Genomic DNA, 23,845 nt, shown 5'->3' with positions numbered 1-23,845 from the left:
TGAAATCAGTACCCCCCTTCCCCTGAAATCGCAGGTCAGATCACTGCGCGGAGCCTTCGGACCTCACCCGTGGGAGTCGATTCCGGCTCGGTCTGGGCGCTCAACCAGGCCTCCAACCGTTCGTACGGCAAGGGGCGGCTGAACAGGTAACCCTGGCCGATCTCGCAGCCCATCTCCTCGAGCAGATCCAGGGTGAGCTCGCTCTCCACGCCCTCGGCCACCACGGTGAGACCGAACTCGCGGGAGAGACCGATCACGGCCCGGACAATCGCCAGGTCACCCGAGTCGGTCGCCATCCCCTGCACGAAGCTGTCGTCGATCTTCACCTCGTGCACCGGCCACTGCCGCAGGTACGCCAGCGACGAGGCGCCCGTCCCGAAATCGTCGACGCTGAGCCGGACGCCCAGGTCACGCAGCCGGTAAAGGGTGGGCAGAACCCGCTCGATGTCGCTGAGCATGCCCGGCTCGGAGATCTCGAAGGTCAACTGGCCGGGACCGACCCGATGCTCGGTCAGCAGCTCCTCGACCAGATCAGGGAAACGAGAATCAAGCAGCGTACGAGCGGACAGGTTGACCGCGACCGAAAGCGGCCGGTCCGCGTCCGCCCACTCGCGGCACCGGCGCAGGCCGGCGGTGAGCACCACCTCGGTGAGCCGTGCCAGTTGACCGGTGTGCTCGGCGACCGCCACGAAGTCCTCCGGCGCGACCTCGCCGTGCGCCGGGTGCACCCAGCGGGCCAGGCACTCGACGCCGAGGACGTGCCGGTCGGCGAGCGTCACCTTGGGCTGGAAGTAGACCTCGAGCTGCCCGTTGTCCAGAGCGCGCCGCAGGTCGGCGGCGATCCCGAGACGGCGGACGGCGCGGGACTCCAGGGCCGGGTGGAAGGGCTGCACACCGTACGGCAGCACCTTGGCGGCGTTGGCGGCCAGCTCGGCCCGCTGGAGCAGCGTCTCCGGGTCGGTGCCGTGGTCGGGGTAGACCGACACGCCGACCGCGGTGTCCACATCCAGGGTGAGGGAGCCGACAGCCATCGGGCCGCGCAGGCGCTCGCGCATCCGGGTGGCGATGTCGATGGTGGCCTCGATGCTCTCGGCCCGCAGGGTGACGACGAACTCGTCCCCACCGATCCGCCCGACCAGAGCGCCGGAACCCGCGATCCCGCGCAGCCGGGCGGCCACCTCGGCGAGCAGCTTGTCGCCGGCCGCGTGGCCCATCGACTCGTTGACGTTGCGCTGCCCGTCGACGTCGAAGAGCATCACCGCGACTACTTCGCCCTCGGCCCGGACGGTCGTCGACTCCGCGAGCGCGTCGACGATCCGGCGCCTGTTCGGCATACCGGTCAGACGGTCGTGGTAAGCGTCGTGGCGCAGCCGGTCGACAAGGCGGGAGTTCTCCACCGCCACCGCCACGTGCGCCGCGATCGTCTCCAGCACCTGCACGTCACTGCCTCGGAACGCGCGGCCCTCACCGATCCGGTTGACCGTTTCGAGTGTGCCGATCGTCGTCTGTCCCGAACGCAGCGGGATGACGACGGCGTCTTTCACATGCGCCGCCCGCAGCGATTCCCGCAGGTACTCAGCCTCATTGTTCTGCGGTCCGACGGCAACCGGCCGCTGCTCGCGCATCGCGAGGTCGCGAACCTCAGCCGGCACGGGCGACACGTCCAGCAGGCCCTTGTTGTCCACCTGAGCAGTGAGTAGCACCTCGGGATACCGGCCTTGCGGCGCGAGCCAGATGGTCGCGTATTCCGAACGCATCAACGCTCGCACCCGGCCGAGAAGCACATCCGGCAGACCGCTGTCCGAGCTCTCCTTCCGGATCGCCTGGGTCAGCTCGTACACATCGGCGAGCGTGCGATGTTGCCGGAAGAACCCGGCGAAGGAACGCAGCACCAGGATCAGGGCGACGACCAGGACCGCCAGCAGAAGCGCGGACCACTTCGTCGCCTCGAGCGCGATCAGGAAGAGAAGCCCGACAGCCAGGTTGATGCCGGAGATGACCAGCCCGGGCATCCCGGCTTTCAGGACATCCTGACCGGCGCGGGCACCCTGCGTGAGAGCCACCACACCGGCGACCCCGGCCAACTGCACGAGCAGTGTCACGGCTGCTGCCGTGAAGAGAATCCCCCAGGTGCCGGGACCGGCACCGCGGACCGGCGGGAAGGCCTCGATCACGAGGAGCGCCGCCGCGATGCCGGCCGCCGCCTTGGCGACGTTGAACCACATCTTCACCGGGGTGAAAGACGACGACCCCTGCACCAGGAGGATGCCGACCGTGATGACGAGCAACATCATCAACGGTGACAGGTAGAAGAGACCCAGGACCAGTGGAACCTCGGTCACCGCCACGTCGAACGAACTTCGCCGGATGACGATGTTGAAGACGGCGAGGGAGGCCACCACATAGAGAACCAGGATCAGCAGTCCGCTGAACCAGTCGTGGTACCACTGGGGGTACGCGATACCGAACGCGACGGCACAAATCAGGGCAAATAAGCCCAACGGGCTGGTGATCAGCCAGGCATACTGCGCGGACCGCCGCACTGATCGCGAACGACCGGCCATGGCGCTCCTTCGCTGATCAGCGCCTCCAAGCGAACCTCGGTGGCCGTCGCTCCTGCGATCTAGGTCCAGTGGAACTCAAGCGTCGCGTACACCGCGGCGGTCGGATCGCCGGCGTCGGCAAATCCGAGCCCCGCCAAACCCAGCAGCGCGGCGAGCGTCAGAACCATGCCGGCCATGCGGCTCGCCTTCCGTGCAGACATGATTCGCTCCTAGGGCGCGTGGGGTTCTGATCCGGTGGCACTGATGTTGCCACACCAATTGTGCGACTGGGGATGTCCAATGGCGGGTCGAACCGCCGCTGCGGCAAACAATGGCCGAACGGCTGAGTCTCAGCGACCCCGCCTACCCCAAGGATTGATGGCTTTCTGCCTGATTTAGGCGCAGAAGTGAGGGCAATTCGCACTCCGGTGTCATGCGGCCTTGACGTCAGGCTGGCTTGACGACAGCATGCCTGCATGACGATCCCGGAGGAGTTGGAGCAGCGGCACACCCTCGCCTCTGCCACCGCTCGATACAACGAGCTACGAATGCAGAACGCTGTCACTTCTGTGCGCCCGGGAACTGCGACACCCGGCCTGAATCTCGACGAGACGCTGGAAATGCTGGCGCTCAGTGAGGTGCTGGTGCGCAAAGCCAGTTATGGGCGGCAGGCGACCGTGCGCGCGGCGCGTGCGGCCGGGGCCTCCTGGACGCAGATCGGGACTGCGCTGGGCACCACGAAGCAGGCCGCCTGGGAGGCGCACCAGCGGTGGCTCGCGGATCAGGGCTGGGCCGAGACCGCGGAGTGATCAGTCGCCGAGGGCGGCTGGGCGGTCGGTGTGGCTGTACTGCGACCAGGAGCCGGAGTAGAGGCGGCCGGCGCCGAGGCCGGCGTGTTCCAGCGCGATCAGGTTGTGGCAGGCCGTGACACCGGAGCCGCAGTAGGAGATGACTTCAGAACTACCGTCGGCGCCGACCTCGGCGAAACGTTCGCGGAGCTGTTCGACGGGCAGGAAGCGGCCGTCTGCGCCGACGTTCTCCCGACAGGGCAGGTTGCGGGCGCCGGGGATGTGGCCGGGGCGCGGGTCGACCGGCTCGGTGTCGCCGCGGAAGCGGGGACGGTCGCGGGCGTCCAGCACCACGGCGGGGCCGTTCGCTGCCTCGTCCAGCGACGCCAGACGGTCGGCCGGCCAGTCGCGGGTGGTGAAGGTGGCCGCGGGGCGCACCGGGACTTCGGTGGTCAGGGCGCCGGAGTAGGCGGTCAGGCCACCGTCGAGCAGCGCGGCGTCGTGCCCGATCGATCGCAGCATCCAGACCAGCCTTGCGGCGACCACTCCGCCCGCGTCGTCGTACGCAATCACGGGGTTGTCGTCGCCGATGCCGGCCGCAGCCATCGCTGCCGCGAAAGTCCCCGGATCCGGAAGTGGATGCCGGCCCTCGGCCGGCGAGGCCGGGCGGGCCAGCGCGGTGTCCAGGTCGATGAAGACGGCGCCGGGGAGATGCCCTTCCTGGTACGCCGCACGGCCGGACCGCCCGTCCAGATACCACCGGACGTCGGCCAGGACCACGGCGTCACCCTGGGCCCGCACCCACTGCTCGTCCACCACCGGGTCGATCACCAAGGCCTCCCAGCCGTCACTCGTCGTCCCGTCTCCGGCCGCGCGGCCGGAACCGCACCACGGCGACAGCGACCAGCACCAGAGCGAACGTAGCGGTAACCGACCCGGTGCGCGCGCCGGGCAGCCGCGCGCCGACCACGAAAATCAGCAGAGCGGCCCCGAAGAGCAGGTGATAGGAGCCGGCCTCCCGAGCGGTCCGGAACGACCGCTCGAGCATGGCGGGCGCGCGGCTCGTCATCAGCATCCGCGCGCCGAACACCACCAGCGCCAGCCCGAGAACGCCGCCCAGCACCGCGGAACCCATGGGCCCAGTGTGCGGGCCGGCCGGCTCCGGTCAGCGGTAATTGGTGAACTGCAGGGCGACGCCGAAGTCCTCCTGCTTCAGCAGGGCGATCACGGCCTGCAGGTCGTCCCGCTTCTTGCCGGTGACCCGCAGCTGGTCGCCCTGGATCTGGGCCTGCACACCCTTCGGACCCTCGTCACGGATCTTCTTGCTGATCGCCTTGGCCTTGTCGGTCTCGATGCCCTCGACGACCTTGAGGTCGATCTTGTAGGTCTTGCCGGACTGGCGCGGCTCCCCCGCGTCCAGGGACTTCAGCGAGATGTTCCGCTTCACCAGCTTCTCCTTGAAGACGTCGAGCGCGGCGGTGGCCCGCTCCTCCGTCTCCGAGGTGATGGTGAACGCCTCCCCCGACTTGGCGAGAGCGGTGCCGGTGCCCCGGAAGTCGAACCGGGTGCTCAGCTCCTTCTCCGCCTGGTTGAAAGCGTTGTCGACCTCCTGCCGGTCGACCTTGCTCACGATGTCGAACGACGGGTTGGCTGCCATGATCAGACTCCTGCGGCTGGGCTTCAATCGATGTGTGCGGCGGGACTTCGCGGCCCCGCGACATGCCGACCGTACCCGGTTGCGGAGGCGGTCCGCGGTACGGCTATTCTGATGTCCGCTGCCGCGGGGAACCGCGGTGGTTGCCCAGGCGGGTTGCCCGAGCGGCCAATGGGAGCGGACTGTAAATCCGTCGCGAAAGCTACAGAGGTTCGAATCCTCTACCCGCCACCAACAGGCACGAGAGGCCCCTCACCAGCCGGTCCGGCAGGGAGGGGCCATTTTCGTGCCTTGAGGCCCGCGCCGCGGGGCAGTAAAAGTTGCGGCGAAACACTACGTTCATGTGCCCGATCACCACTATCAATCTTTGGGTTGTAGGGGGCCATGTACGTAGTCCTTGCCTGGTTCCGCCGGGGCCAGCTGTCCGAGGGCGCCGTTCGCGCTGCTCAGGACCGCTTTAGAGCAGCTGTTTCGGCGTTGGTGCCGGAGACGTACGTCAGCCGGGAGTTCGGTGGTGTGGACTGGGGCGTCACCTTCCTGCATCGCAGTGAGCACGGGGGCTACCAGTGGCCGCTGTGCGCTACCGACGGAAGTGTCACCGCGTTGTCGCTGGGTCTGCCGGTCGGCGTGGAGGTCGCCGGTGGGCCGGTCGGGCTGGCCCGGCAGCTGCTCGCCGGGGTGGACATTCACCGGGACGTGGTTCCGCCGTTCGGGCTGGTCGCTCTGGACGGGGATCAGCGGTTCGCGGTGCAGCAGGACTGGATCGGGATGTGCCGCCTGTTCACCGGGACGGCTGACGGGATCACAGCGTTCTGCAGCCGGCCCGGGCTGCTGGCGGCCTTCCTGCACGGCAGCGTGGAACCCGATCTCGACGCCTGGGGGTCCTACGCGGTGTGCGGGAACTTCGGCGGCGACTATTCGCCCGTACGGGGTGCGCGGCTGTTGCGGCCGGGCGAGCGGGTCACCGGACAGCGGCGGGCCGGTGGTGGGTGGGATCTGGTCACCGAGAACAGGTACAGCGTCGATGACGTGGTGCTGGCCGGGTACGCGGGCCAGGGACGGCCGCTCGCGGAGTCGCTGGATCTGGCCGCGGAGTCGATCGTCCACACCGCGGGCAGCATCAGCGAGTTGTTCACCGACCCGATCTCGATGGGGTTGTCCGGTGGCAAGGACTCGCGGCTCATCGCGGCGTCACTGATCGCGGCCGGGCGGCTGCCGCGGCTCTCCACCAACGAGGACACCGTGGCCGAGGGCGAGGTCGCGTGCGAGCTGGTCCGGATTCTGCGGGAGAAACGCGGGATGGAGGTGGAGCACCGGCTGTTCAAGTCGGGTGCTCCGGCCAATGTCCTGAAAAGCGGGCTGCGCGAGCGTACGGAACGGTTGCAGCGCCTGTACGACTACCAGTTCCCGGCGACGTTCCTCGTAAGGGCCGCCGTGCGGGACCGGCTCGGCGACGACGCCCCGGCGGCCCGGTTCTCCGGTGCCGCGGGTGAGCTCAGTTCGGGGTACTGGTATCCGGCCGACGGGAGCCGCACGCCGGAGGAGGAGGCGCTGGCCCGGCTGATGGGTGCGGTGTCGAAGGACCTCGTCGCGGAGAGCGCGTACGCCGCCGAACACCAACGGATCACCGGCCTGCTGGACCACGCGAAAGAGATCGGGCTGAGCGGCCTGCACCTGATCGACTACATCTACCTCGTCGAGCGGGTCCGCCGGTGGTACACGTCGGCGTACTCGATCGGCTCGGTCACCCCGTTCCTGTCGCCCGGTTTCGTCGCCGCCACGTTCGGGCTGACCGCGGAGCAGAAGCGCGAGCGGCTGCTGCACAACGGCCTGATCGCACGCCTCGTCCCGGAGTGGGCCGAGGTGCCGTTCGTCAGCGTGACCACGGGTAGGTCGACCGCTACCCGGATCTGGGAGGGCGACGGCGTGCGGGTGATCGCCGACCTGGTGGACACCGCGCAGGGGCCGATCGCCCGGTTGATCCGCCGGGATGCGGTCGAGAAAGCCCTGACCAGCGCGGTCCGCAAGGGTCGCGCCGACCAGGGCGTGCTGCGGCAGTTCACCTATCTGGCGGTGGCGTCGGAGCAGCTGGAGCCCAAGACGGTCGGGCCGGTGACCACCGCGACCTACACCCGGGTCACCGCCCCGCCCGCGGCCAAGCCGGCCAAGCCCGTCAAATCGGTGCCGTGGCTACGCCGGACCCGGCTGTGGCGGACCGCCCGCAGGTTACTGAGGTGAGCGGGCCAGGCGCTTCTCGATCTCGTCGCGCATGCCGTCCGGCAGTTCCTCAGCGTCCAGGAGCCGGGCGAGGCGGGACGAGTCGTGCATGTAGATGCCGAACGCCTCGCCGATGGTGAGGCCGTGCGCCGGGCGGTCGGTCACCTCGATGCGATCGCCGGCGCGCACCTCCCCCGGCGTCACGATGCGCAGGTAGACGCCGGTGCGGTTGGCCTCGGCGAAGCGCTTGATCCAGCGCCGCTCGCCCATCCGGTGCTGGAAGGTGGCGCACGGGATGCGGCCGAAGGTGGGCTGCAGGACCAGGTCGGCGCCGATGTGCCAGCGTTCGCCGATGACGGCGTCGTTGGCGTCGATGCCCTCGGTGGTCAGGTTCTCCCCGAACAGGCCCGGCACCAGGTCGTCCCGGCCCAGCTCGGTGGCCCACCAGGCGTAGTCCTCGATGGCGTACGCGTACACCGCCTGGTCGTCACCGCCGTGGTGCTTGATGTCCCCGATGAAGTCGCCGACCAGGCCGCTGTGCAGGCCGGTGGTCTTCGGACCGGGCGGGCGGACGGCCACCGCGTAGTCGACCGGCTGCTTGCCGATACCGGTCTTGCCCACCGGTTTGGCCGGGTTGTGCTCGGCTGACCCGACGTTGAGGGACAGGACGATTCCGCTGGTCATGACGGGAATTTCACCACCGCTCGGTCTTCGATCGGCCGGTAGCCCAGCCGGGGGTAGAGGGCATTGCTGGTCGGATTGGCCAGGTCGGTGAAGAGCACGACATCGGTCGCCCCGGCATCCAGGGCGGCCTGCGTGGCGGCTGTGGTGACTCCGGCGCCGTATCCGCGCCGACGGTGTTCGGCCGGGGTGTAGACGGTCTGGATCCGGACCATGCCGGCCTCCGGGCGCGACCGGATCGCCAGGGCGACCGGCACTCCCCCGTCCTCCCAGAGCGTGACGCCACCGGACTCCAGGCGGGCGTCGACCATGGCCTCGAGGTCGGGCGGCTGCTCACCGATGTACTCGTGGTAGGTGTCGAGCCAGTCGATCAGCAGGGCCCGGTCGGCCTCGGTGGCGGGGCGCGCTCCGCCGGTCGGCGCCGGGTCCGGCGAGATCAGACGATCCAGACGAAACAGTCGGGTACGCATACCCGCGCTCGCCTTCACCCCGGTCCGCTCCTGCCAGCCGGCGGTGAACGCGGCGACGTCACCGGCAAGCAGGTTGGCTCCGCTCAGCGGATGACCCGCGAGCGCGCCGACGGCGGCCGGAACGGCTTCCGCGGGCAGCTCGGTGAACATGACCGGGAACGGCGGAGTGTGGATCAGAGCACCGCAGACCTCGTCGGCAGGCGGGCTCCACCAGCCGAAATGGGGCGCCTGAGGTCCGTACACATGCGGGCCCTGCGACCGCAAGCCCTCGATCAGGGTGAGGAAGACGGTGTGCCGGACCGGCTCGGACCGCAGGAATCTCCCTGCGGTCGCGATGAACTGCTCGAGATCCGTGGTCAGCGTCCAGGCCATCGCCTCATCCTGTCCGCCCACGACATCGCCCGCATTCGATTAAAGACCCCACACCTTGGCGATCCGGGCCAGGCTCTCCTGCCGGGTGGCCGGGTCGTACGCCGAGCCGGCCAGGATCAACTCGTCGGCTCCGGTGCGCTGCACCAGGGCGTCGAGGCCGGCCACGACCTCCTCGGCGGTGCCCGCGTACTGGGTCCCGGGCAGCGACTCGAGCATCGCCCGGTCCAGGTCGGAGAGCTCGGCGCGGGCGGCCGTCTCCGGCGAGACCATCGGGCCGAGCCGGCCGGTACGCAGGCTCAACGCCATGATCCGGCTCGGACCGGCCAGATACTGGGCCTCCTCGGTGGTCTCGGCCGCGATCACCGAGGCGCTCACCATGGCGTGCGGTCGTGGGTAGCGGGGTGAGGGCTGGAAACCGTCCCGGTAGAGGCGCAGCGCGCCGTCCACGTCCGAGCTCATCGCGAAGTGGTACGCGTAGCAGAACGGCAGCCCGAGAGCGGCGGCGACCTGCGCCCCGTACGTCGAGGAGCCGAGCATCCACACCTCGGGGAAGGTCTCCGCGGCCGGCGTCGCCTTCAGCCGGGGCGGTTCCGGAACGCGCTCGTCGCCGAGCAGGCCGAGCAGCGTCTGCAGGTGCTCCGGGAACTGCTCGACGGTCAGATAGGGCGAGACGCCTCGCAGCGCGGCCGCGGTCGCCTGGTCGGTGCCCGGCGCCCGCCCGATGCCGAGGTCGATCCGGTCCGGGTAGAGCGCCTCCAGCAGGGCGAACTGCTCGGCGACCACGAACGGCATGTGGTTCGGCAGCATCACGCCGCCGGAGCCGACCCGGATCTGACGGGTATTGGCAGCGACGGCGCCGATCAGGACCGGCGGCGAGGTGGACGCGACGGCCGGCATGTTGTGGTGCTCGGCGACCCAGAATCGCGCGTACCCGAGCTCGTCGGCGGTCTTGGCGATCTCGATCGTGCCGCGCAACGCGTCGGCGCTGCCATGTCCCTCGCGGACGGTGGCCAGGTCGAGCACGGAGAGCGGGACGCGGTTCGGAGCGGTCATATTCGGTACAAGTCAGCTCTGCGGATACCGGATCCCGAATGTGGCAACCGTCACACCAGCTCCGCCGCTCGCTGATCGGCGCGGGCCATCGAGCCCTCCGGAAGCGCGGCGACCGCGGCCCCGATCAGCAGCACTCCGGCCGCGAAAGCGAACGCCCACGGCAGCCCGCCCGGCTGGTCGACGATCACGCCGGCCAGCGCGCCGCCGGCCGCGCTGCCGGAGACCGACACAGTCACCATCCAGGTGTACGCCTCGTTCAGCATGCCCGCCGGAGCGATCCGGCCGACCAGGTTGTTCTCCACGGTCAGCGCCGGCGCGATGGTCGCGCCGCCGAGAACCAGCGCCAGCCCGAGATAGAACGGGCTCGGCATGAACGCCAGCACCAGGAAGCTCGCCGAGACCGCGGTGAGCAGCCAGGCAAACTGGCGGGTCAGGGTCATCGCCGGGCGCCGGGTGCCGAACCAGATACCACCGACAGCGCTGCCCAGACCCCAGACACCGAGGAGTACGCCGCCGAGCGCCTCGCCGCCGCCGTGCTCCGACGCGTACGCCGGGACGATCACGCCAGCCGCGCCGAACGCGACACCGAGGGCGGTGACACAGACCAGCAGAGCCGGGAAGCCGCCGACCCGCAGCGGGCCCAGACCCTTGGCGGTGTGCTCGTCCGGGTGTGCACCGCGGTGCCGCATCACCGGCAGGCGGGCGATCCAGGCGGTGCCGACCAGGGTGGCCACCGCGGCGCTGATCAGCGCCGAGCCGGGCTGACCGGTGATCACCAGGAACGCCGAGACGAGCATCGGGCCGAGCACGAAGACCAGCTCGAACAGCGAGGTCTCGGCGGCCAGGGCGGCCGGGCGCAGGCCGTGCCGGCCACTGCCGGCCGCGGTCATGTCGGTCCAGGCGCGACGGATCGCCGCGGTCAACGGAGGGTACGTCGCGCCGGCCGCCGCGGAGGCCACGAAGATCCACTCGAGGGCGTCGGCTCCGCCCCGGCTGGCCAGCAGCAGAGCGGCCAGGGCCAGCGGGTGGAGCACGGCCGTCGCGAGCAGGATGGGAGCCGCCCCGATCCGGTCGGCCAGCCGGCCCGCGATCGGGCTCACCGCTGCCCCGGCCAGCGCGTAGACGCCGCCGGCCAGACCGGCCGCCGCATACCGCCCGGTGGTCTGCTCGACGAGCAGGAGAAGTGCGAGCGGGGTCATCCCGATGCCGAGCCGGGCCAGGATGCCGACCACCAGCAGAACCCGACCGCCCGGCATCTGCCACACGCCAAGGTACTGACGCAATGCGGTCACGGGGGAACCTCCAGCGGTAACGAGTGAAACGGCTCCCGATGCTAACGCCGGAGGTTCTGTTAACAGCCCTGAAACAGGGCCGGATGTCACGCGGCTCACCGTCCCGCCGGGGGAACGGGACGGTGAGCCGGTGGGTGCGCCCGGGGGGTCAGCGCACGCGAGGAGAGGTCAGCGAGGCCTGCTGGTGCAGGCGGCGGATCCGCTCCGCCATCGGCGGGTGCGTCGCGAACATCGACGACAGGCCACCGCCGCGGAACGGGTTGGCGATCATCAGGTGGGCGGTGCTGGTCAATTGACCGTCGGCCGGCAGCGGCGCGCGCTGCGTACCGTAATGGATCTTCTCCAAGGCACTGGCCAGGGCGAGCGGATCGCCGGTCAGCGTGGCGCCGGAGGCGTCCGCCTGGAACTCACGGTTCCGGCTGATCGCCAGCTGAATGATGGACGCGGCCAGCGGGCCGAGAATCAGCATCATCAGCGCGGCGGCCGGGTTCGGGCCGTCCTCGTCATCCGAACCGCCGAACGGCAGGAAGATCGCCAGCTGGGCGAAGATCGTGACGATGCCGGCCAGGCCCGCCGCGACACTGGAGATCAGGATGTCGCGGTTGTAGACGTGGGAGAGCTCGTGGCCAATGACACCGCGCAGCTCACGCAGGGTGAGGATGCGGGTGATTCCGACGGTCACCGCGACCGCGGCGTGCTGCGGGTTGCGTCCCGTCGCGAAAGCGTTGGGCTGCATCGACGGGGAGACGTAGAGGCGAGGCATCGGCTGCCCGGCCTCGGTCGCCAGCTCGCGGACGATCTGGTAGAGCTCGGGGAACTCGGCCTCGCTGACCGGCTGTGCGCGCATCGACCGCAGCGCGATCTTGTCGGAGTAGAAGTAGCTGACGGCGTTCGTCGCCAGCGAGATGAGCACGGCGATGATCAGGCCGGCGCTGCCACCGAGCCAGTAACCCACGGCCAGGATCAGGCCTGTGAGCAGACCCAGTAGAGCGGCGGTTTTCAGGCCATTGTGGTGGCTGTGCAACGTTCACTCCTTTGACTTGCGGGCTTGTGGCCCGCACTCAAAGGAACATTGATCAACTGCGTGTTCATCCGGGAATGCGCTGTGAGTTCGCTGTAGGTAGTTGATCAATGAATGCCGGGTGGGCGGCGTTGCTGAGCCGTGGGGGTCGGTGCGGCTGGGGCGCGGGTGGGTCGCGGCGTTGGGGCTGGCGCTTCGCGCGAGGTCATGGCCGGAGAAGTTGGTCTGGTCTGCGGGCCGCTTGGCCTAGCCGTCGCTCGGGCTGCTAGCCGTCGCTCGGGCTGGCTGTGGCGGCTTGTTTGCCTGGATGGGCTACGGCTGGGCGCGGCCAGCCGTCGGCCATGCCGGTTACCACCGCCCGAATACCTGCATGCGCTACGGCTGAGCCCCGCCAGCCGTCGGCCATGCCGGCTACCAGCGCCCGAAAACCTGCATGCGCTACGGCTGAGCCCCGCCAGCCGTCGGCCACACCGGCTGCCACTGCTGGTGGGTCAGGTCAGGCTGTTGAAGAGGAGTTGGGGGGCGAAGCCGAGCAGGACGGCGACGGCTACGGCGCCGATCAGGGCGGCGGCTACGGGGCGGGGCACCGGTAGGGCGGGGCGGGTGGGTGCGGGGACCGGGTCCGCGTGAGCGGGGGCGGTGTAGAGGAGGGCGCCTACCCGGACGTAGTAGGCCAGGGCGATCACTGCGTTGATCAGGACTACGCCGGCCAGCCAGGTCCAGTTCTCCTGGACCAGGGCTTCGACTACGAAGAGTTTGGCGAACAGGCCGGCCAGGCCCGGGGGGAGGCCGGCCAGACCGGCCAGGGCCAGCACCATGGCGGCGCCCAGCCACGGGGAGCGGCGGGCGGCGCCGCGGTAGTCGGTCAGTTCGCCGCCGTCGGCTGTGGGCGGGCGCAGCGCCACTACCACGCCGAAGGCGATGAGTTCGAGGACTACGAAGAAGGCGGCGTAGGCGAGGGCGGCCACCACTCCGGCGGCGCCGAGGGCCAGGGCGGCCAGGATGTAGCCGGCCTGGGCTACCGAGGACCAGGCGAGCAGACGGACCATCCGGGTCTGGCGGAGGGCGACCAGGTTGCCGACGGTCATGGTGAGTACGGCGAGTACGGCGACGACGATAGCGGTGTCCAGACGGGACACGATGGCGGCCAGGGCCAGGATGCCGCCGAGTTTGGAGGCGGTGGAGAGGTAGGCGGCTACCGGGACCGGGGCGCCGTCGTAGGTGGCGGGGGCCCAGGCGTGCAGCGGCACCGCGGCGACCTTGAAGGCCAGGCCGATCACCAGCAGGGCCGCACCGACTGCGGCGATTGCTTCCAGCCCGGCGGGCACAGCGCCACCGGGGAGCGCTTCCAGCCCGCCGGGCGCGGCGGCACCCGGCGCGACGGCATCCGGCGCGACGGCACCCGGCGCGACGGCACCCGGCGCGACGACACCCGGCGCGACGGCACCCGGCGCGACGACACCCGGCGCGACGGCACCCGGCGCGACGGCACCCGGCGCGGCGCCGGCGGTGGTGGGGGGCGGTGTGCCGAGGAGGGCCAGGTGGACGGCTCCGGTGGAGGCGTAGGTGAGGGCGGCGCCGAGCAGGGCGATCGCGGTGGAGACGACGCTGATCAGGAAGAACGTGACCGAGGCGGAGGCGGCGTCGGTGGTGACCCGCTCGCCGGGGGCGAAGCGGCGGAGGCCGACCAGTACGTACAGCGGGAGGGTCAGGGTCTCCAGGCCGACGATCAGGGTGATCAGGTCGCCCGCGTAGGCGACCGTGACGCCGCCGGTCATGGAGCAGGCCAGCAAGAAGCAGAACTCGCCGGCCGGTGCGACGCCCAGGCGTAGGGCCGGCGCGGAGAGGGCCAGGACGCCGGCGGTCAGGCCGGCGAAGAGCACTGCGGTCACTGCGGCCGGCCAAGTCGGCACCCAGGAACAGGCCTCGGCGCCGGCCAGGCAGAACGTGCCGGAGCGGTCGCCGGTGAGCAGCGCGCCGGCTGCGGTGGCGAGGGTGCCCAGGGCGGTGACCGCTAGGACGGCGGGGCGCCTGGCGATGAACAGGTCGGTCAGGAAGGCGAGGAGCGCGGTGGCCGCCGCGGCGTAGAGCGGGAGCAGCGCGGCGTGGTCGATGGACTGGCTGCTCACGGTGTACCTGCCAGGATTCCGAGGATCGGCGCGGACGTGTTCGCCAGCACCAGCGCCGGGGCCAGGCCGACAGCCAGGGTGAGCGCGATCAGCGGCGCCCACGCGAACCACTCGCTGCCGGTGATCGAGGGGCGCAATGCGCGTACCTCGGGGGTGGCTGGACCGTGGGTGACCTGCCGCAGCAGGCGCAGGAAGTAGGCCGCGGTGAGCGCGCCGCCGACGGCGGCGATGGCGGCCAGGGTGAGCCAGTACGGCCCGCCGACCTGGACGGCGGCGACGACGGCGAACGCCTCGCCCCAGAAGCCGGCCAAGCCGGGCAGGCCGAGTGAGGCGATCGCGGCGAAGCCGAGCAGGCCGGCCAGGCGTGGGGCGGACTCGCGAAGGCCACTCAGTTGGTTCAGCGAGCCGGTGCCGGCCCGGTCCTTGATCGTGCCGACCAGGAAGAAGAGCAGGCCGGTGATCAGGCCGTGCGCGATGTTGCCGATCAGCGCGGCCTGGATGCCGGCCTCGGTGAAGGTGGCGATGCCGAGCAGGACGAAACCCATGTGGCCGACGCTGGAGTAGGCGATCAGGCGTTTCAGTTCGAACTGACGCAGGCAGATCAGCGAGCCGAAGATGATCGCGAGGACGGCGAACAGGCCGAGGATCGGGCCGGCCGCTTCGGCGGCGTCCGGGGCCACGCCGAGCCCGACCCGGATCAGGCCGTAGGTGCCCATTTTGAGCAGCACGCCGGCCAGGATCACCGAGCCGACCGTGGGCGCCTCGGTGTGCGCGTCCGGGAGCCAGCTGTGCAGCGGCCAGAGCGGCGCCTTCACCGCGAAGGCCAGCAGCAGCAGGGTGAACGCGATCGCCTGGGTGGTCCGGCCGAGCGGGCTGGCGCCGGTCAGCTCCATCAGGTCGCCGGTGCCCGCGTCGGCGACCACGGTGACCACGCCGAGCAGCAGCAGGACTGAGCCGGCGAGGGTGTAGAGGACGAATTTGCGGGCCGCCGCGCGCCGGTTCGGGCCGCCCCAGCCGGCGATCACGGCGTACATCGGCAGCAGGACGATCTCGAAGAAGACGAAGAACAGGATCAGGTCCAGGGCCAGGAAGGTGCCGAGGATGCCGACCTCGAGGACCAGCAGCAACGCGGCCAGGCTCCGGCCGGAGCCGCCGTCCGGCACTTTCTTGATCGTGTACGCGCAGCAGAGCAGCGTGAGCAGCCCGGTCAACACCACCAACGGGTACGAGATCCCGTCCACCCCGAGGTGGAAGGAGAGCCCGAGCGCCGGCACCCAGTCGAACTGCAGATCGAGCCACGGGATCAGCGCCGGCCCGCCCGGACCGTAGGTGAACCAGCCGAACTCGGTCTCCCCGACCGGCAGGCCCAGGGTCAGCGTGAGTAGGAAGGTGACTGCGGCGAACACCGTCGCCACCACACGGGCCGAACGGTCGTCGCCACGTCGCGGCATCAGGGCGACGACGGCAGCACCGAGAGCCGGAACCAGGAGCACCGCGAGGAGGATCCCCGGCCAGACCGTGCCGGTGGTGCTGAAGGATTCGTAACTCATGCCAGGGCTCCCAACCACGCGACGGCGGCGAGCACGAGAGCGCCGGTGCAGACGGCGACGGCGGCGGCCGGCAGGGCCACCCGGTGTGCGCCGGCGAGCAGGCCGCCGAGGCGACGGGTGGAGGAGCCGGCGCCCATCACCGCGCCGTCGACCACCCGCTCGTCGGTGGCGGTGACCAGCCGGGCCAGCGCGCGGACCGGGACCACGACCAGGCGGTGCTGCACGTCGTCGAGCCGGAACCCGGCGGCGAAGAACGGCCCGGCCCGGCCCAGGGCCAGTGCCGGGTCGACGCCGGGCACCGCCCGCCAGAGCCACCACGCGGTGCCGACACCGGTCACCAGCAGCAGCATCGGCAGCGCGATCGCGACGCCCAGGTGGGGCTCCTCGAGCTCCAGGCCGGTGCGGAAGCCGGGCGCGAAGGCGGCCAGGCCGAGCAGCGCGGACGGGATGCAGAGCACCAGCAACGGGACGAGCATCAGTGAGGGCGGGTCGTGCGGCACGGCCGGCCGGTGGTAGCGCGCATCGTCGAAACCGATCTCCCAGTCCGGCCCGTCGACACCGTGGGCGCGGGAGACCCCGAAGAAGGCTCGCAGGAGGAGGCGCGTCGCGTACCACGCCGTGATGCCCACGGCGAGCAGCGCGGCCAGCCAGACCACCCACCCGGCCCAGGCCGGCACCGGCTCGCCGCCCTCGGTGGCGTGCGCGGCCGCGGTCAGCACGGTCTCCTTGGACCAGAAGCCGGCCAGCGGTGGGACGCCGGCCAGCGCGCCCAGGCCGATCACGAACGACCAGAAGGTGACCGGCATGTGCTCCCGCAGGCCGCCCATCCGGGACAGCAGGTTGGTGCCGACTGCGTGGATCACCGCGCCCGCCGCGAGGAACAGCAGCGCCTTGAACGCGGCGTGGGTGAGCAGGTGGAACAGCGCGGCGGCGGGCGAGCCGACGGCCAGCGCACCGGTCATGTAGCCGATCTGGGAGACCGTCGACCAGGCCAGCACCCGTTTCAGGTCGTCCTGGGCGGTCGCGGACAGGGCGCCGAGCAGGATGGTGATCGCGGCCAGCACGCCGAGGACGGCGAGCGCGGTCGGCGACTGCTCGAACAGCGGGTAGAGGCGGAAGACGACGTAGACGCCGGCCGCGACCATCGTCGCCGCGTGGATCAGCGCGGAGATCGGGGTGGGGCCGGCCATCGCGTCCGGCAGCCAGGTGTGCAGCGGGAACTGCGCGCTCTTGCCGGCCACCCCGGCCAGGATCAGCAGCAGCGCGGCGGTCAGCGTTCCGGCCGAGTAGTCGTGGGCCAGAACCGTGCCGAGGTACGTGCTGCCGGCGTCCGAGATCAGCACGGCGATGCCGAGCAGGAAGCCGACGTCACCCACCCGGGTGACCAGGAACGCCTTCACCGCGGCGGCCGGGGCCTCGGGCAGCCGCCGGTCGTGCCCGATCAGCAGGTAGGAGCAGGCGCCCATCACCTCCCAGCCGATCAGCAGCACGATCAGGTCGCTGGTGGTGACGACCAGGAGCATCGCGCCGGTGAAGAGGCTGATCTGGGCCGCGTACGGCGCGTAGCGCGGGTCGTCGTGCAGGTAAGCGATCGAGTAGACCTGCACGAGCAGCGCGACCACCGCGACGGCCAGCGCCACATAGGCCGCGCCGGGCCCGATCATCGTGCTGAACCGGATCGTCAGCTCGCCGAAGGCGCCCAGAGTGAGGCCGGTGTCGTAGGGATCGATGAAGGGATCGCCGGACGGTTCGGCCGGGTCCAGCGCGACCATGAACGCGAAGAGCACGGCCAGACCGGCGCCCGCGACACCGAGCGCGGCCGCCAGCCGGCGCCGCCCGGCATCGCCGTCGCCGGGCCGCAGCAGGAGACCGATCAGGCCCGCAAGCAGGGGTACGAGCGGCAGCAGCGGCCCAAGAGTGTCGACGCTCACCCGGTCACCCGCTCCTCGTCGGCGGCCAGCGGCACCTCGTCGATCGCGACGGCCCGGCGCATCCGGTAGTACTGCAGCACGATGGCGAGCCCGACACCCACCTCGGCGGCGGCCAGCACGATCACGAAGAGCGTGAAGACCCCGCCGGTGACGGCCCGCAGCGAGACGTCGGCGGTGATCAGGATCAGGTTCACCGCGTTGAGCATCAGCTCGACCGCCATCAGCACCAGGATCGCGTTGCGGCGGCGCAGCACGCCGTAGACGCCCAGGGCGAACAGGAGCGCGCCCACCACGTACGGGATGACGACGTGCATCAGGCGTGCTCCTCGTCCGCGCTCCGGGCGCCCAGGTCGGGGCGGGACAGGATGATCGCGCCGACCAGCGCGGAGAGCAGCAGGATCGAGAGCACCTCGAACGGGAGCACCCAGGCGCCGAAGATCTGCTCGCCGAGCCGTTCCGCGGTGCCGGGTTCCGGGCTCGGGTACTTCACCCAGCGGAAGGCGTCGATGAAGAGCGCGGTCAGGCCGATCCCGACGCCGCCGCCGATCAGGGCGGCCGGGAGAGCGGGACGGTCCAGGTCGGTGGAGGGGCCGATCGGGGCGCGGGTCAGCATCACCGCGAACAGCAGCAGCACGACGACCGCGCCGACGTAGACGAGCACCTGCACCCAGGCGACCAGCTCGGCGCCGAGGACCAGGTAGAGGCCGGCGATCGCGCCCAGGCTGACGACCAGGTAGAGGCCGGAGCGGACCAGGTGGCTGCTGGTGACGACGAGCGCGCCGGAACCGACTGCCACGGCGCCGAGGGCCAGCAGCAGCACGTCCGCGACGGTCACTGCTCCGGCTCCGGAGCCGGTTCGACCTCTTGCGCCGGGCGAGATGGCGTAGCCCGTACCGAGGCGGGTCTTGCGGTTTTTGCGGCTGTTGCCGCGCCCGGGCCTGCGGCCTTGCGGGCTGCGGTTGCCTCCTCCTTGGAAGGTTCGCCGAGCACGTCGTGAGCCGGCGGCGGAGGAACCGTGCGCATCCACTCGCCCAGCCGGTCCTTGTCGTGCAGCAGCGAGAGGACGTCGGTCTCCGCGTACTCGAACTCGGGGGTCCAGTGCAGCGCGTCGAACGGGCAGACCTCGATGCAGATCCCGCAATACATGCAGAGGGAGAAGTCGATGTCGAACTTGTCCAGCACGTTGCGCTGGCGGGCCCGCGCGGCGCCCGGAACGACGACCTCCTCCTTGTGCGAGTCGATGTAGATGCACCAGTCGGGACACTCACGGGCACAGAGCATGCAGACCGTGCAGTTCTCCTCGAGCAGCGCGATCACACCGCGGGAGCGCGGTGGGAGATCGGGCTCGACGTCGGGGTACTGCTGGGTGGTGGAGCGCCGGGTCATCGTCTTGAAGGTGACCGCGAGCCCGTCGAGCAGGCCCTTGCCGGGCGCGATGCGGTCGCCGTTCTCACTCACAAGCGCATATCCTGCCCGGTCATGCCGCTCGACGCGACCTCGCCCCGCCAAAGGTCTAGAGCGCGGCCTTCACTGCGGCGGTGAGGACCAGCTGAGCCAGGGCCACCGGGACCAGAATCAGCCAGCAGAGGCGCTGCAGCTGATCCTCGCGCAGACGCGGGTAGGACACCCGGAACCAGATGATCACGAAGGACAGCGCGAAGATCTTCAGCAGGGTCCACAGCCAGCCGAGCTGCTCCTCGAACGGGCCGTGCCAGCCACCCAGGAACAGCACGGTGGTCAGGGCCGCGATCACCACGATGCCCACGTACTCGGCGAGCAGGAAGAACGCGAAACGCAGGCCGGTGTACTCGGTCATGTAGCCGAAGACCAGCTCGGAATCCGCGATCGGCATGTCGAACGGGGGACGCCGGATCTCGGCCAGGCCGGCGATGAAGAAGACCAGCGCGGCCGGGGCCTGCCAGAGCAGCCACCAGGGCTGCCAGGCCTCCACGATGCCGGGCAGGCTGAGCGTGCCGGCGGCCATCGCGACGCTGGCCGCGGCCAGCACCAGCGGCAGCTCGTAACCGAGCAGCTGCGCGGCGCCGCGGACGCCGCCGAGCAGGCTGTACTTGTTGGCCGAGGCCCAGGCGGACATCAGGACGGCGACCACGCCGATGCCGAGGACGGCGAGGACCAGGAACAGGCCGATGTCCAAGCTCTGAGCGACCAGGTTCGGGCCGAGCGGGATGGTCAAAATCACCACAAGGTACGGGAAAAGCGCCACGATCGGAGCGAGGCGGAAAACCGTCCGGTCGGCGTCCCGTGGGGTGATGTCCTCCTTCTGGACGAACTTCACCCCGTCGGCGATGAGCTGTGCCCAGCCGTGGAAGGCGCCGGCGTACATCGGGCCGACGCGACCCTGCATGTGTGCCATCACCTTGTGTTCGGCCTGGCCGACGACCAGGGGCAGCACCAGGAAGCCGACCATGACGGCCGCGACCCGGATCAGCAGATCGAGCCAGAGCGGCATCAGGCGGTCTCCCCATCGGTCTTCGGGGGCCCGGCCGGGGTGGCGCGCGGGGCCCGGGCCGGCCTTGCCGGTTTCTCGGGCGGCGGCACCTTGCCTTTCAGCGGCCCCCACTCGTTCGGGTCGGGGACGCCGGGTGGGCGCATCGGGGCTCGCTTCGCGGCGCCGGCCTCCGACTCCCCCGGTTCCTTCGCGCCCGGCCACGGCTTGGCCACCCGGGAGGCGAGCACGAACTCCTTGCGCAGCGGATGCCCCTCGAACTCCGGCGGCAGCAGCAGCGGGCGCAGATCGGGGTGGCGGGAGAAGGCGATGCCGAACATCTCGTGCGTCTCGCGCTCGTGCCAGGCAGCGCCCGGATAGAGGTCCACCAGGGACTCGACCACCGGGTCCTCGCGGGACACCCGGGTGCGCAGCAGCAGCCCGTGCCGGCGGCGCGTCGACCAGAGGTGGGCGACCACGGCGAACCCGTCGTCGAGCTCGTCCACCGCCGAGAGCCAGTCGAAGAAGTCGCAGCCCAGCGCACCGGCGTCGCGGGCCGCCTCGGCGGCGAACCACCAGCGGGCCACCGGCACGTCGACCACGGCACGGGCGTGGCCGGGGCCGCCACCGGAGACCTCGGCGGTGACCGCGCCGGTGTCGGGATCGTCCGTCGCCAGCAGGGCGACCAGCCGGTCACCGACCTCTTCGGGCGTCATGGGGGTCATCCTATGGTCCGATCCGTCTACGCAACGTTCCGCCGGGGCACAGGCGTGTGGTCGATACGACGCGGACCGCGGCGAGTACGCGGGAGAATTGCCGGCGGCCGGGCGCAACCGGTCACCGGGCGTCGGCGTGTAGTCGCCGTGACAGCCCTCGCCGAGCCTGGATCGGAGACGCGGATCGCCGTGCATCACGACCCGCCGTCGTTCGATGAGGTTTACGCCGCGCACTATGCCGACCTCACTGTGCAGCTCTACGCCTACTTCGGTGACCGCCAGGAGGCGCACGACGTCGTCCAGGAGGCGTTCTACCGGGCGCTGATCAAGTGGAACAGCGTCGCCGGGTACGACGACCCGGTCGCCTGGGTCCGCCGGGTCGCGTGGAACCTGGCGGTCAGCCGGTGGCGCAAGGCGCGTACCGCGCTGAGTTTCCTCGGTAAACAGCGCCGGATCGAACCGCAGACCGCCGGGCCCGGCCCGGAACGGGTCGCCCTGGTCGCCGCGCTCGGCACGCTGCCGGACAACCAGCGCCGGGCGATGGTGCTGCACTACATGGCCGATCTGCCGCTTGCCGAGATCGCCCAGCGGGAGGGAGTCGCCATCGGAACCGTCAAATCCTGGCTGCACCGGGGGCGGGCCGCGCTCGCCGCCGAACTCGACCTCTCCGACAACGCCGGGGGTGCGCGATGACCGATCAGATCGAGGAACTCTTCGCGGACCTGCGAGCCGAGACTCTGCCCACGGTCCGTCCGCCGGGCACCGAACCGCTGCGCAAGGCCGTCCGGCGGCGTCGGGCCGTCCTGTCCGGCGCCACGGCGATCGCGGTGCTCGCGGTGGCCGGGCTGGTCGCGGTGATCCGGCCGGCGGAGAGCCCGATGCCGGCGGTGACACCGGCGTCCGAGGCGCCCACGTACTCGAGCGAGCAGCTGAAGTTGCGGGTCGCGCAGGCTCTTGACATCAGCGAACCGGACGCGCCGGGGCTCGGCGAGATCATTACCGACACCGGCTCCGGGCCCAAGCAGTTCAGCGGGGCGGTGCTCGGGGGCACCTACGACGTACGGATGGTCTGCTACGGGACCGGCTCGATGGAGGTCTCGGTGATCAGCGGCAACGTCGGCAGCGAACCGGCGGCGGTCGTGACGCCCGTGCCCTGCGAGAACACCAGGGAAACGGTCCTGACTGTGCCGGTGGTGCTGGCCCGGGCCAGCAGCACGCTGATGGTGCAGGTCGTGCCGGACGTGGCCGGGCCGGGTCGGGCCGCTTTCGGCTGGCAGGCCGAACTGGCGCAGTCCGACAAGTCCTACTGGCAGCAGCAGGCGGGCAAGGCTTTCGGCGACGATACGAGCGCGTCCATCGGCAGTGGCTCGGAGTTCCTGTCGGATGGCGGCACGGGCTACGAACAGCCTGACATCGAACCGGGTCGATATCGGGTCCGGGCGGTCTGCATCGGCTTCGGGACGGTTGAGCTCTCCGTCGGCCCGGCGGCAGGCGGCGGGTTCCCCGAGTATGCGGACGAGGTCGCGGTGAGCTGCTCGCCGGACGCACCCAGCGCTGGGTCGGTCACCTACACCGCGTCGTCGAAGGGCCTCTACTACGACGTCACGCCGGACGCCGGCGCCCGGCACCGCAGCGCGGTGGCCACGGTGCTCGAACGCTACTGACTCAAAGGCCGGGGAGGCGGCCGTTGCGGAACACGTCGACGAAGTCCTGGTGGTCCTCGCGGGCCTGGTCACCGTACCTGTGCGCGAATTCCACCAGGTGCCGGACGAAACCGGCCTCGTCCTTGTCGACCGCCGCGACGATCGCCTCCTCGGTGGAGAAATCCACCAGATCGTGGCTGGACTCGTCGTCGGCGACCGAGTGCATCCGGGCCACCGCCCGGCCCAGGTCGGCGATCACACCGGTCAGTTCCTCGGGCTCGTTCACGTCCGACCAGTCCAGGTCGGCGGCGTACGGCGAGACCTCGGCGACCAGCTGACCGACACCGTCCAGCTCGGTGAACCCCAGCCACGGGTCGGCGTGCGCCTGCAGGGCCCGCTGCGACTCGGCCGTACGGTGACCCTGGTGTTTGAAATAGCCCTTGACCCGCTCATCGTCGATCCAGCGGGCGACGGCCGGCACCTGCGCCTGCTTCATGTAGATGATCACGTCGTTCTCGAGGGCCTCGGTGTGCCCCTCCAGCAGCAGGTTGTACGACGGCAGCCCGGCCGAACCGATCCCGACGCCCTTGCGCAGCTTGATGTCCTTGATGTTGGTCGACACCGGGCGGGTCTGCTGAGGCAACGTGTCCAGGTATCGACCGAACGCCTCCCGCACCATCGCCTCAGCGGATGCGTCGACGTCGTAGACGCCGTCGCCGAGGGAGAACCGGCGCTCGTAGTCGTCGATCGTGGTCTGGCCGGCCAGCAGGTCCACCCGGGTGTTCAGCCGGGCCTCCTGCAGGACCCGGCGCAGTACGCCGTCCGCGTTCTCCAGGGTGATCGAGCCGATCGCGTCGTCCCCGCCGTGCGCGATGGCCCGCAGCTCGGTCAGATAGGAACCGGCGAACGTCGTCACCAGCGCCGAGATGTTGTCGTCGGAGAGCGCCTTCGAATACCCGATCAGGGCGACACTCGCCGCGAACCGCTTCAGGTCCCAGCTGAACGGGCCGACGTACGCCTCGTCGAAGTCGTTGACGTTGAAGACCAGGTGACCCGACGAGTTCATGTAGGTGCCGAAGTTCTCCGCGTGCAGGTCACCGTGGATCCACACCCGGCTGGTCTGCCCGTCGAGATAGCTGTCGTCACGGAAGTCGCCGGTCAGGTCGGCGTAGAAGAGCGAGGCGCTGCCCCGGTAGAAAGCGAACGGAGAAGCCGCCATCTTCCGGAATTTCCGGCGGAAGGCGGTCGGATCGAGCGCCATCAGAGCGCCGAACTCCCGGGTCAGCACGTCGATGATGAAGTCAGCACGAGACTGAGAGCCCATGGCGATCACGCTACT

At 70.4% G+C, this 23,845-nt stretch carries 23 protein-coding genes and 1 tRNA gene; 5 read left to right on the top strand and 19 right to left on the bottom strand.

The features are described from left to right. Positions 1–35 precede the first annotated feature (35 nt). Both OHA21_RS42145 and OHA21_RS42140 read right to left on the bottom strand, forming a co-directional pair. Positions 36–2,564: a putative bifunctional diguanylate cyclase/phosphodiesterase gene (locus tag OHA21_RS42145; RefSeq protein ID WP_328464926.1), complete on the bottom strand. Its 2,529-nt coding sequence runs from the start codon at positions 2,562–2,564 to the stop codon at positions 36–38. A 59-nt stretch (positions 2,565–2,623) separates the two neighbouring features. Next, positions 2,624–2,764 (bottom strand): hypothetical protein, encoded by a 141-nt coding sequence (locus OHA21_RS42140; RefSeq protein WP_328464924.1) that lies wholly within the window; start codon positions 2,762–2,764, stop codon positions 2,624–2,626. A gap of 255 nt (positions 2,765–3,019) precedes the next feature. On the opposite strand from OHA21_RS42140, the gene OHA21_RS42135 reads away from it, so the two are divergent. Next, entirely contained in the window at positions 3,020–3,352 is a 333-nt protein-coding gene (locus OHA21_RS42135) for a hypothetical protein (RefSeq protein ID WP_328464922.1), read from the top strand. Here the strand turns inward: OHA21_RS42135 and OHA21_RS42130 are convergent, their stop codons facing one another. The 3 genes from OHA21_RS42130 to OHA21_RS42120 are packed head-to-tail and all read right to left on the bottom strand — an operon-like array spanning position 3,353 to position 4,988. Next, a complete protein-coding gene (locus OHA21_RS42130; protein ID WP_328464920.1) occupies positions 3,353–4,162 on the bottom strand; it encodes a sulfurtransferase in 810 nt (269 codons plus the stop codon). A 16-nt stretch (positions 4,163–4,178) separates the two neighbouring features. Next, complete coding sequence (locus OHA21_RS42125; protein WP_328464918.1) at positions 4,179–4,466, bottom strand: hypothetical protein; 288 nt, start codon at positions 4,464–4,466, stop codon at positions 4,179–4,181. Positions 4,467–4,496: 30 nt separating this feature from the next. Then, positions 4,497–4,988 (bottom strand): YajQ family cyclic di-GMP-binding protein, encoded by a 492-nt coding sequence (locus tag OHA21_RS42120; protein WP_328464916.1) that lies wholly within the window; start codon positions 4,986–4,988, stop codon positions 4,497–4,499. Positions 4,989–5,135: 147 nt separating this feature from the next. Between OHA21_RS42120 and OHA21_RS42115 the strand changes: the two genes are divergently transcribed. Then, a tRNA-Tyr gene (locus OHA21_RS42115) sits at positions 5,136–5,219 on the top strand. Between the two features lie 246 nt (positions 5,220–5,465). Further along, complete coding sequence (locus tag OHA21_RS42110) at positions 5,466–7,223, top strand: hypothetical protein (RefSeq protein WP_328464914.1); 1,758 nt, start codon at positions 5,466–5,468, stop codon at positions 7,221–7,223. Here the strand turns inward: OHA21_RS42110 and OHA21_RS42105 are convergent. The 13 genes from OHA21_RS42105 to OHA21_RS42045 all read right to left on the bottom strand — a co-directional run bounded on the left by OHA21_RS42105 (position 7,212) and on the right by OHA21_RS42045 (position 20,863). Further along, the gene (locus OHA21_RS42105; RefSeq protein ID WP_328464912.1) at positions 7,212–7,886 is read right to left on the bottom strand and encodes an MOSC domain-containing protein; all 675 of its coding nucleotides are present in this window, start codon (positions 7,884–7,886) and stop codon (positions 7,212–7,214) included. The two genes, OHA21_RS42110 and OHA21_RS42105, sit on opposite strands and share 12 nt — an antisense overlap. Continuing rightward, positions 7,883–8,725, bottom strand: a complete 843-nt coding sequence (locus tag OHA21_RS42100; protein ID WP_328464910.1) for a GNAT family N-acetyltransferase — start codon at positions 8,723–8,725, stop codon at positions 7,883–7,885. The genes OHA21_RS42105 and OHA21_RS42100 overlap by 4 nt, the downstream gene beginning before the upstream one ends. A gap of 39 nt (positions 8,726–8,764) precedes the next feature. Beyond that, positions 8,765–9,778 (bottom strand): LLM class flavin-dependent oxidoreductase, encoded by a 1,014-nt coding sequence (locus OHA21_RS42095; protein WP_328464908.1) that lies wholly within the window; start codon positions 9,776–9,778, stop codon positions 8,765–8,767. Positions 9,779–9,828: 50 nt separating this feature from the next. After that, positions 9,829–11,070, bottom strand: coding sequence for an MFS transporter (locus tag OHA21_RS42090; protein WP_328464906.1), 1,242 nt, complete (start codon positions 11,068–11,070; stop codon positions 9,829–9,831). Positions 11,071–11,218: 148 nt separating this feature from the next. After that, positions 11,219–12,094 carry a zinc metalloprotease HtpX gene (htpX, locus tag OHA21_RS42085; protein ID WP_328464904.1) on the bottom strand — a complete coding sequence of 292 codons (876 nt, stop codon included), beginning with the start codon at positions 12,092–12,094 and terminating at the stop codon, positions 11,219–11,221. 488 nt (positions 12,095–12,582) lie between these two features. Further along, positions 12,583–14,220: an NADH-quinone oxidoreductase subunit N gene (locus OHA21_RS42080; RefSeq protein ID WP_328464902.1), complete on the bottom strand. Its 1,638-nt coding sequence runs from the start codon at positions 14,218–14,220 to the stop codon at positions 12,583–12,585. After that, complete coding sequence (locus OHA21_RS42075) at positions 14,217–15,770, bottom strand: complex I subunit 4 family protein (RefSeq protein WP_328464901.1); 1,554 nt, start codon at positions 15,768–15,770, stop codon at positions 14,217–14,219. Before OHA21_RS42075 ends, OHA21_RS42080 begins: the two co-directional genes overlap by 4 nt. Next, a complete protein-coding gene (locus tag OHA21_RS42070) occupies positions 15,767–17,701 on the bottom strand; it encodes an NADH-quinone oxidoreductase subunit 5 family protein (protein WP_328464899.1) in 1,935 nt (644 codons plus the stop codon). The genes OHA21_RS42075 and OHA21_RS42070 overlap by 4 nt, the downstream gene beginning before the upstream one ends. Further along, positions 17,698–18,015 carry an NADH-quinone oxidoreductase subunit NuoK gene (gene nuoK / locus OHA21_RS42065; protein ID WP_328464897.1) on the bottom strand — a complete coding sequence of 106 codons (318 nt, stop codon included), beginning with the start codon at positions 18,013–18,015 and terminating at the stop codon, positions 17,698–17,700. The genes OHA21_RS42070 and nuoK overlap by 4 nt, the downstream gene beginning before the upstream one ends. Then, on the bottom strand, positions 18,015–18,536 hold the full coding sequence (locus OHA21_RS42060) for an NADH-quinone oxidoreductase subunit J family protein (protein ID WP_328464895.1): 522 nt from the start codon (positions 18,534–18,536) through the stop codon (positions 18,015–18,017). Before OHA21_RS42060 ends, nuoK begins: the two co-directional genes overlap by 1 nt. Next, positions 18,533–19,159 carry a NuoI/complex I 23 kDa subunit family protein gene (locus tag OHA21_RS42055; protein WP_328464893.1) on the bottom strand — a complete coding sequence of 209 codons (627 nt, stop codon included), beginning with the start codon at positions 19,157–19,159 and terminating at the stop codon, positions 18,533–18,535. Before OHA21_RS42055 ends, OHA21_RS42060 begins: the two co-directional genes overlap by 4 nt. A gap of 55 nt (positions 19,160–19,214) precedes the next feature. Beyond that, a complete protein-coding gene (gene nuoH / locus OHA21_RS42050; protein WP_328464891.1) occupies positions 19,215–20,171 on the bottom strand; it encodes an NADH-quinone oxidoreductase subunit NuoH in 957 nt (318 codons plus the stop codon). Then, positions 20,171–20,863, bottom strand: a complete 693-nt coding sequence (locus OHA21_RS42045) for an NADH-quinone oxidoreductase subunit C (RefSeq protein ID WP_328464889.1) — start codon at positions 20,861–20,863, stop codon at positions 20,171–20,173. Before OHA21_RS42045 ends, nuoH begins: the two co-directional genes overlap by 1 nt. 147 nt (positions 20,864–21,010) lie before the next feature. On the opposite strand from OHA21_RS42045, the gene OHA21_RS42040 reads away from it, so the two are divergent. Both OHA21_RS42040 and OHA21_RS42035 read left to right on the top strand, forming a co-directional pair. Next, positions 21,011–21,556: an RNA polymerase sigma factor gene (locus tag OHA21_RS42040; protein WP_442874995.1), complete on the top strand. Its 546-nt coding sequence runs from the start codon at positions 21,011–21,013 to the stop codon at positions 21,554–21,556. Further along, on the top strand, positions 21,553–22,527 hold the full coding sequence (locus OHA21_RS42035) for a hypothetical protein (RefSeq protein ID WP_328464887.1): 975 nt from the start codon (positions 21,553–21,555) through the stop codon (positions 22,525–22,527). The genes OHA21_RS42040 and OHA21_RS42035 overlap by 4 nt, the downstream gene beginning before the upstream one ends. A gap of 1 nt (position 22,528) precedes the next feature. Here the strand turns inward: OHA21_RS42035 and OHA21_RS42030 are convergent, their stop codons facing one another. Further along, on the bottom strand, positions 22,529–23,830 hold the full coding sequence (locus OHA21_RS42030) for a DUF2252 domain-containing protein (RefSeq protein WP_328464885.1): 1,302 nt from the start codon (positions 23,828–23,830) through the stop codon (positions 22,529–22,531). Between the last annotated feature and the right edge of the window lie 15 nt (positions 23,831–23,845).

This window comes from Actinoplanes sp. NBC_00393, assembly GCF_036053395.1.
Taxonomy (GTDB): Bacteria; Actinomycetota; Actinomycetes; order Mycobacteriales; family Micromonosporaceae; genus Actinoplanes.
Note: the sequence above shows the minus strand (reverse complement) of the source record. Positions and strands in the feature narration are given on the sequence as shown.

Coding starts and splice junctions, on each gene's coding strand:
- nuoK (WP_328464897.1), bottom strand. CDS start 18,015: ATGCACGTCGTCATCCCGTACGTGGTGGGCGCGCTCCTGTTCGCCCTG.
- nuoH (WP_328464891.1), bottom strand. CDS start 20,171: ATGCCGCTCTGGCTCGATCTGCTGATCCGGGTCGCGGCCGTCATGGTC.
- OHA21_RS42105 (WP_328464912.1), bottom strand. CDS start 7,886: ATGACCAGCGGAATCGTCCTGTCCCTCAACGTCGGGTCAGCCGAGCAC.
- OHA21_RS42095 (WP_328464908.1), bottom strand. CDS start 9,778: ATGACCGCTCCGAACCGCGTCCCGCTCTCCGTGCTCGACCTGGCCACC.
- OHA21_RS42030 (WP_328464885.1), bottom strand. CDS start 23,830: ATGGGCTCTCAGTCTCGTGCTGACTTCATCATCGACGTGCTGACCCGG.
- OHA21_RS42075 (WP_328464901.1), bottom strand. CDS start 15,770: ATGAGTTACGAATCCTTCAGCACCACCGGCACGGTCTGGCCGGGGATC.
- OHA21_RS42045 (WP_328464889.1), bottom strand. CDS start 20,863: ATGACGCCCGAAGAGGTCGGTGACCGGCTGGTCGCCCTGCTGGCGACG.
- OHA21_RS42100 (WP_328464910.1), bottom strand. CDS start 8,725: ATGGCCTGGACGCTGACCACGGATCTCGAGCAGTTCATCGCGACCGCA.
- OHA21_RS42135 (WP_328464922.1), top strand. CDS start 3,020: ATGACGATCCCGGAGGAGTTGGAGCAGCGGCACACCCTCGCCTCTGCC.
- OHA21_RS42120 (WP_328464916.1), bottom strand. CDS start 4,988: ATGGCAGCCAACCCGTCGTTCGACATCGTGAGCAAGGTCGACCGGCAG.
- OHA21_RS42145 (WP_328464926.1), bottom strand. CDS start 2,564: ATGGCCGGTCGTTCGCGATCAGTGCGGCGGTCCGCGCAGTATGCCTGG.
- OHA21_RS42125 (WP_328464918.1), bottom strand. CDS start 4,466: ATGGGTTCCGCGGTGCTGGGCGGCGTTCTCGGGCTGGCGCTGGTGGTG.
- OHA21_RS42140 (WP_328464924.1), bottom strand. CDS start 2,764: ATGTCTGCACGGAAGGCGAGCCGCATGGCCGGCATGGTTCTGACGCTC.
- OHA21_RS42035 (WP_328464887.1), top strand. CDS start 21,553: ATGACCGATCAGATCGAGGAACTCTTCGCGGACCTGCGAGCCGAGACT.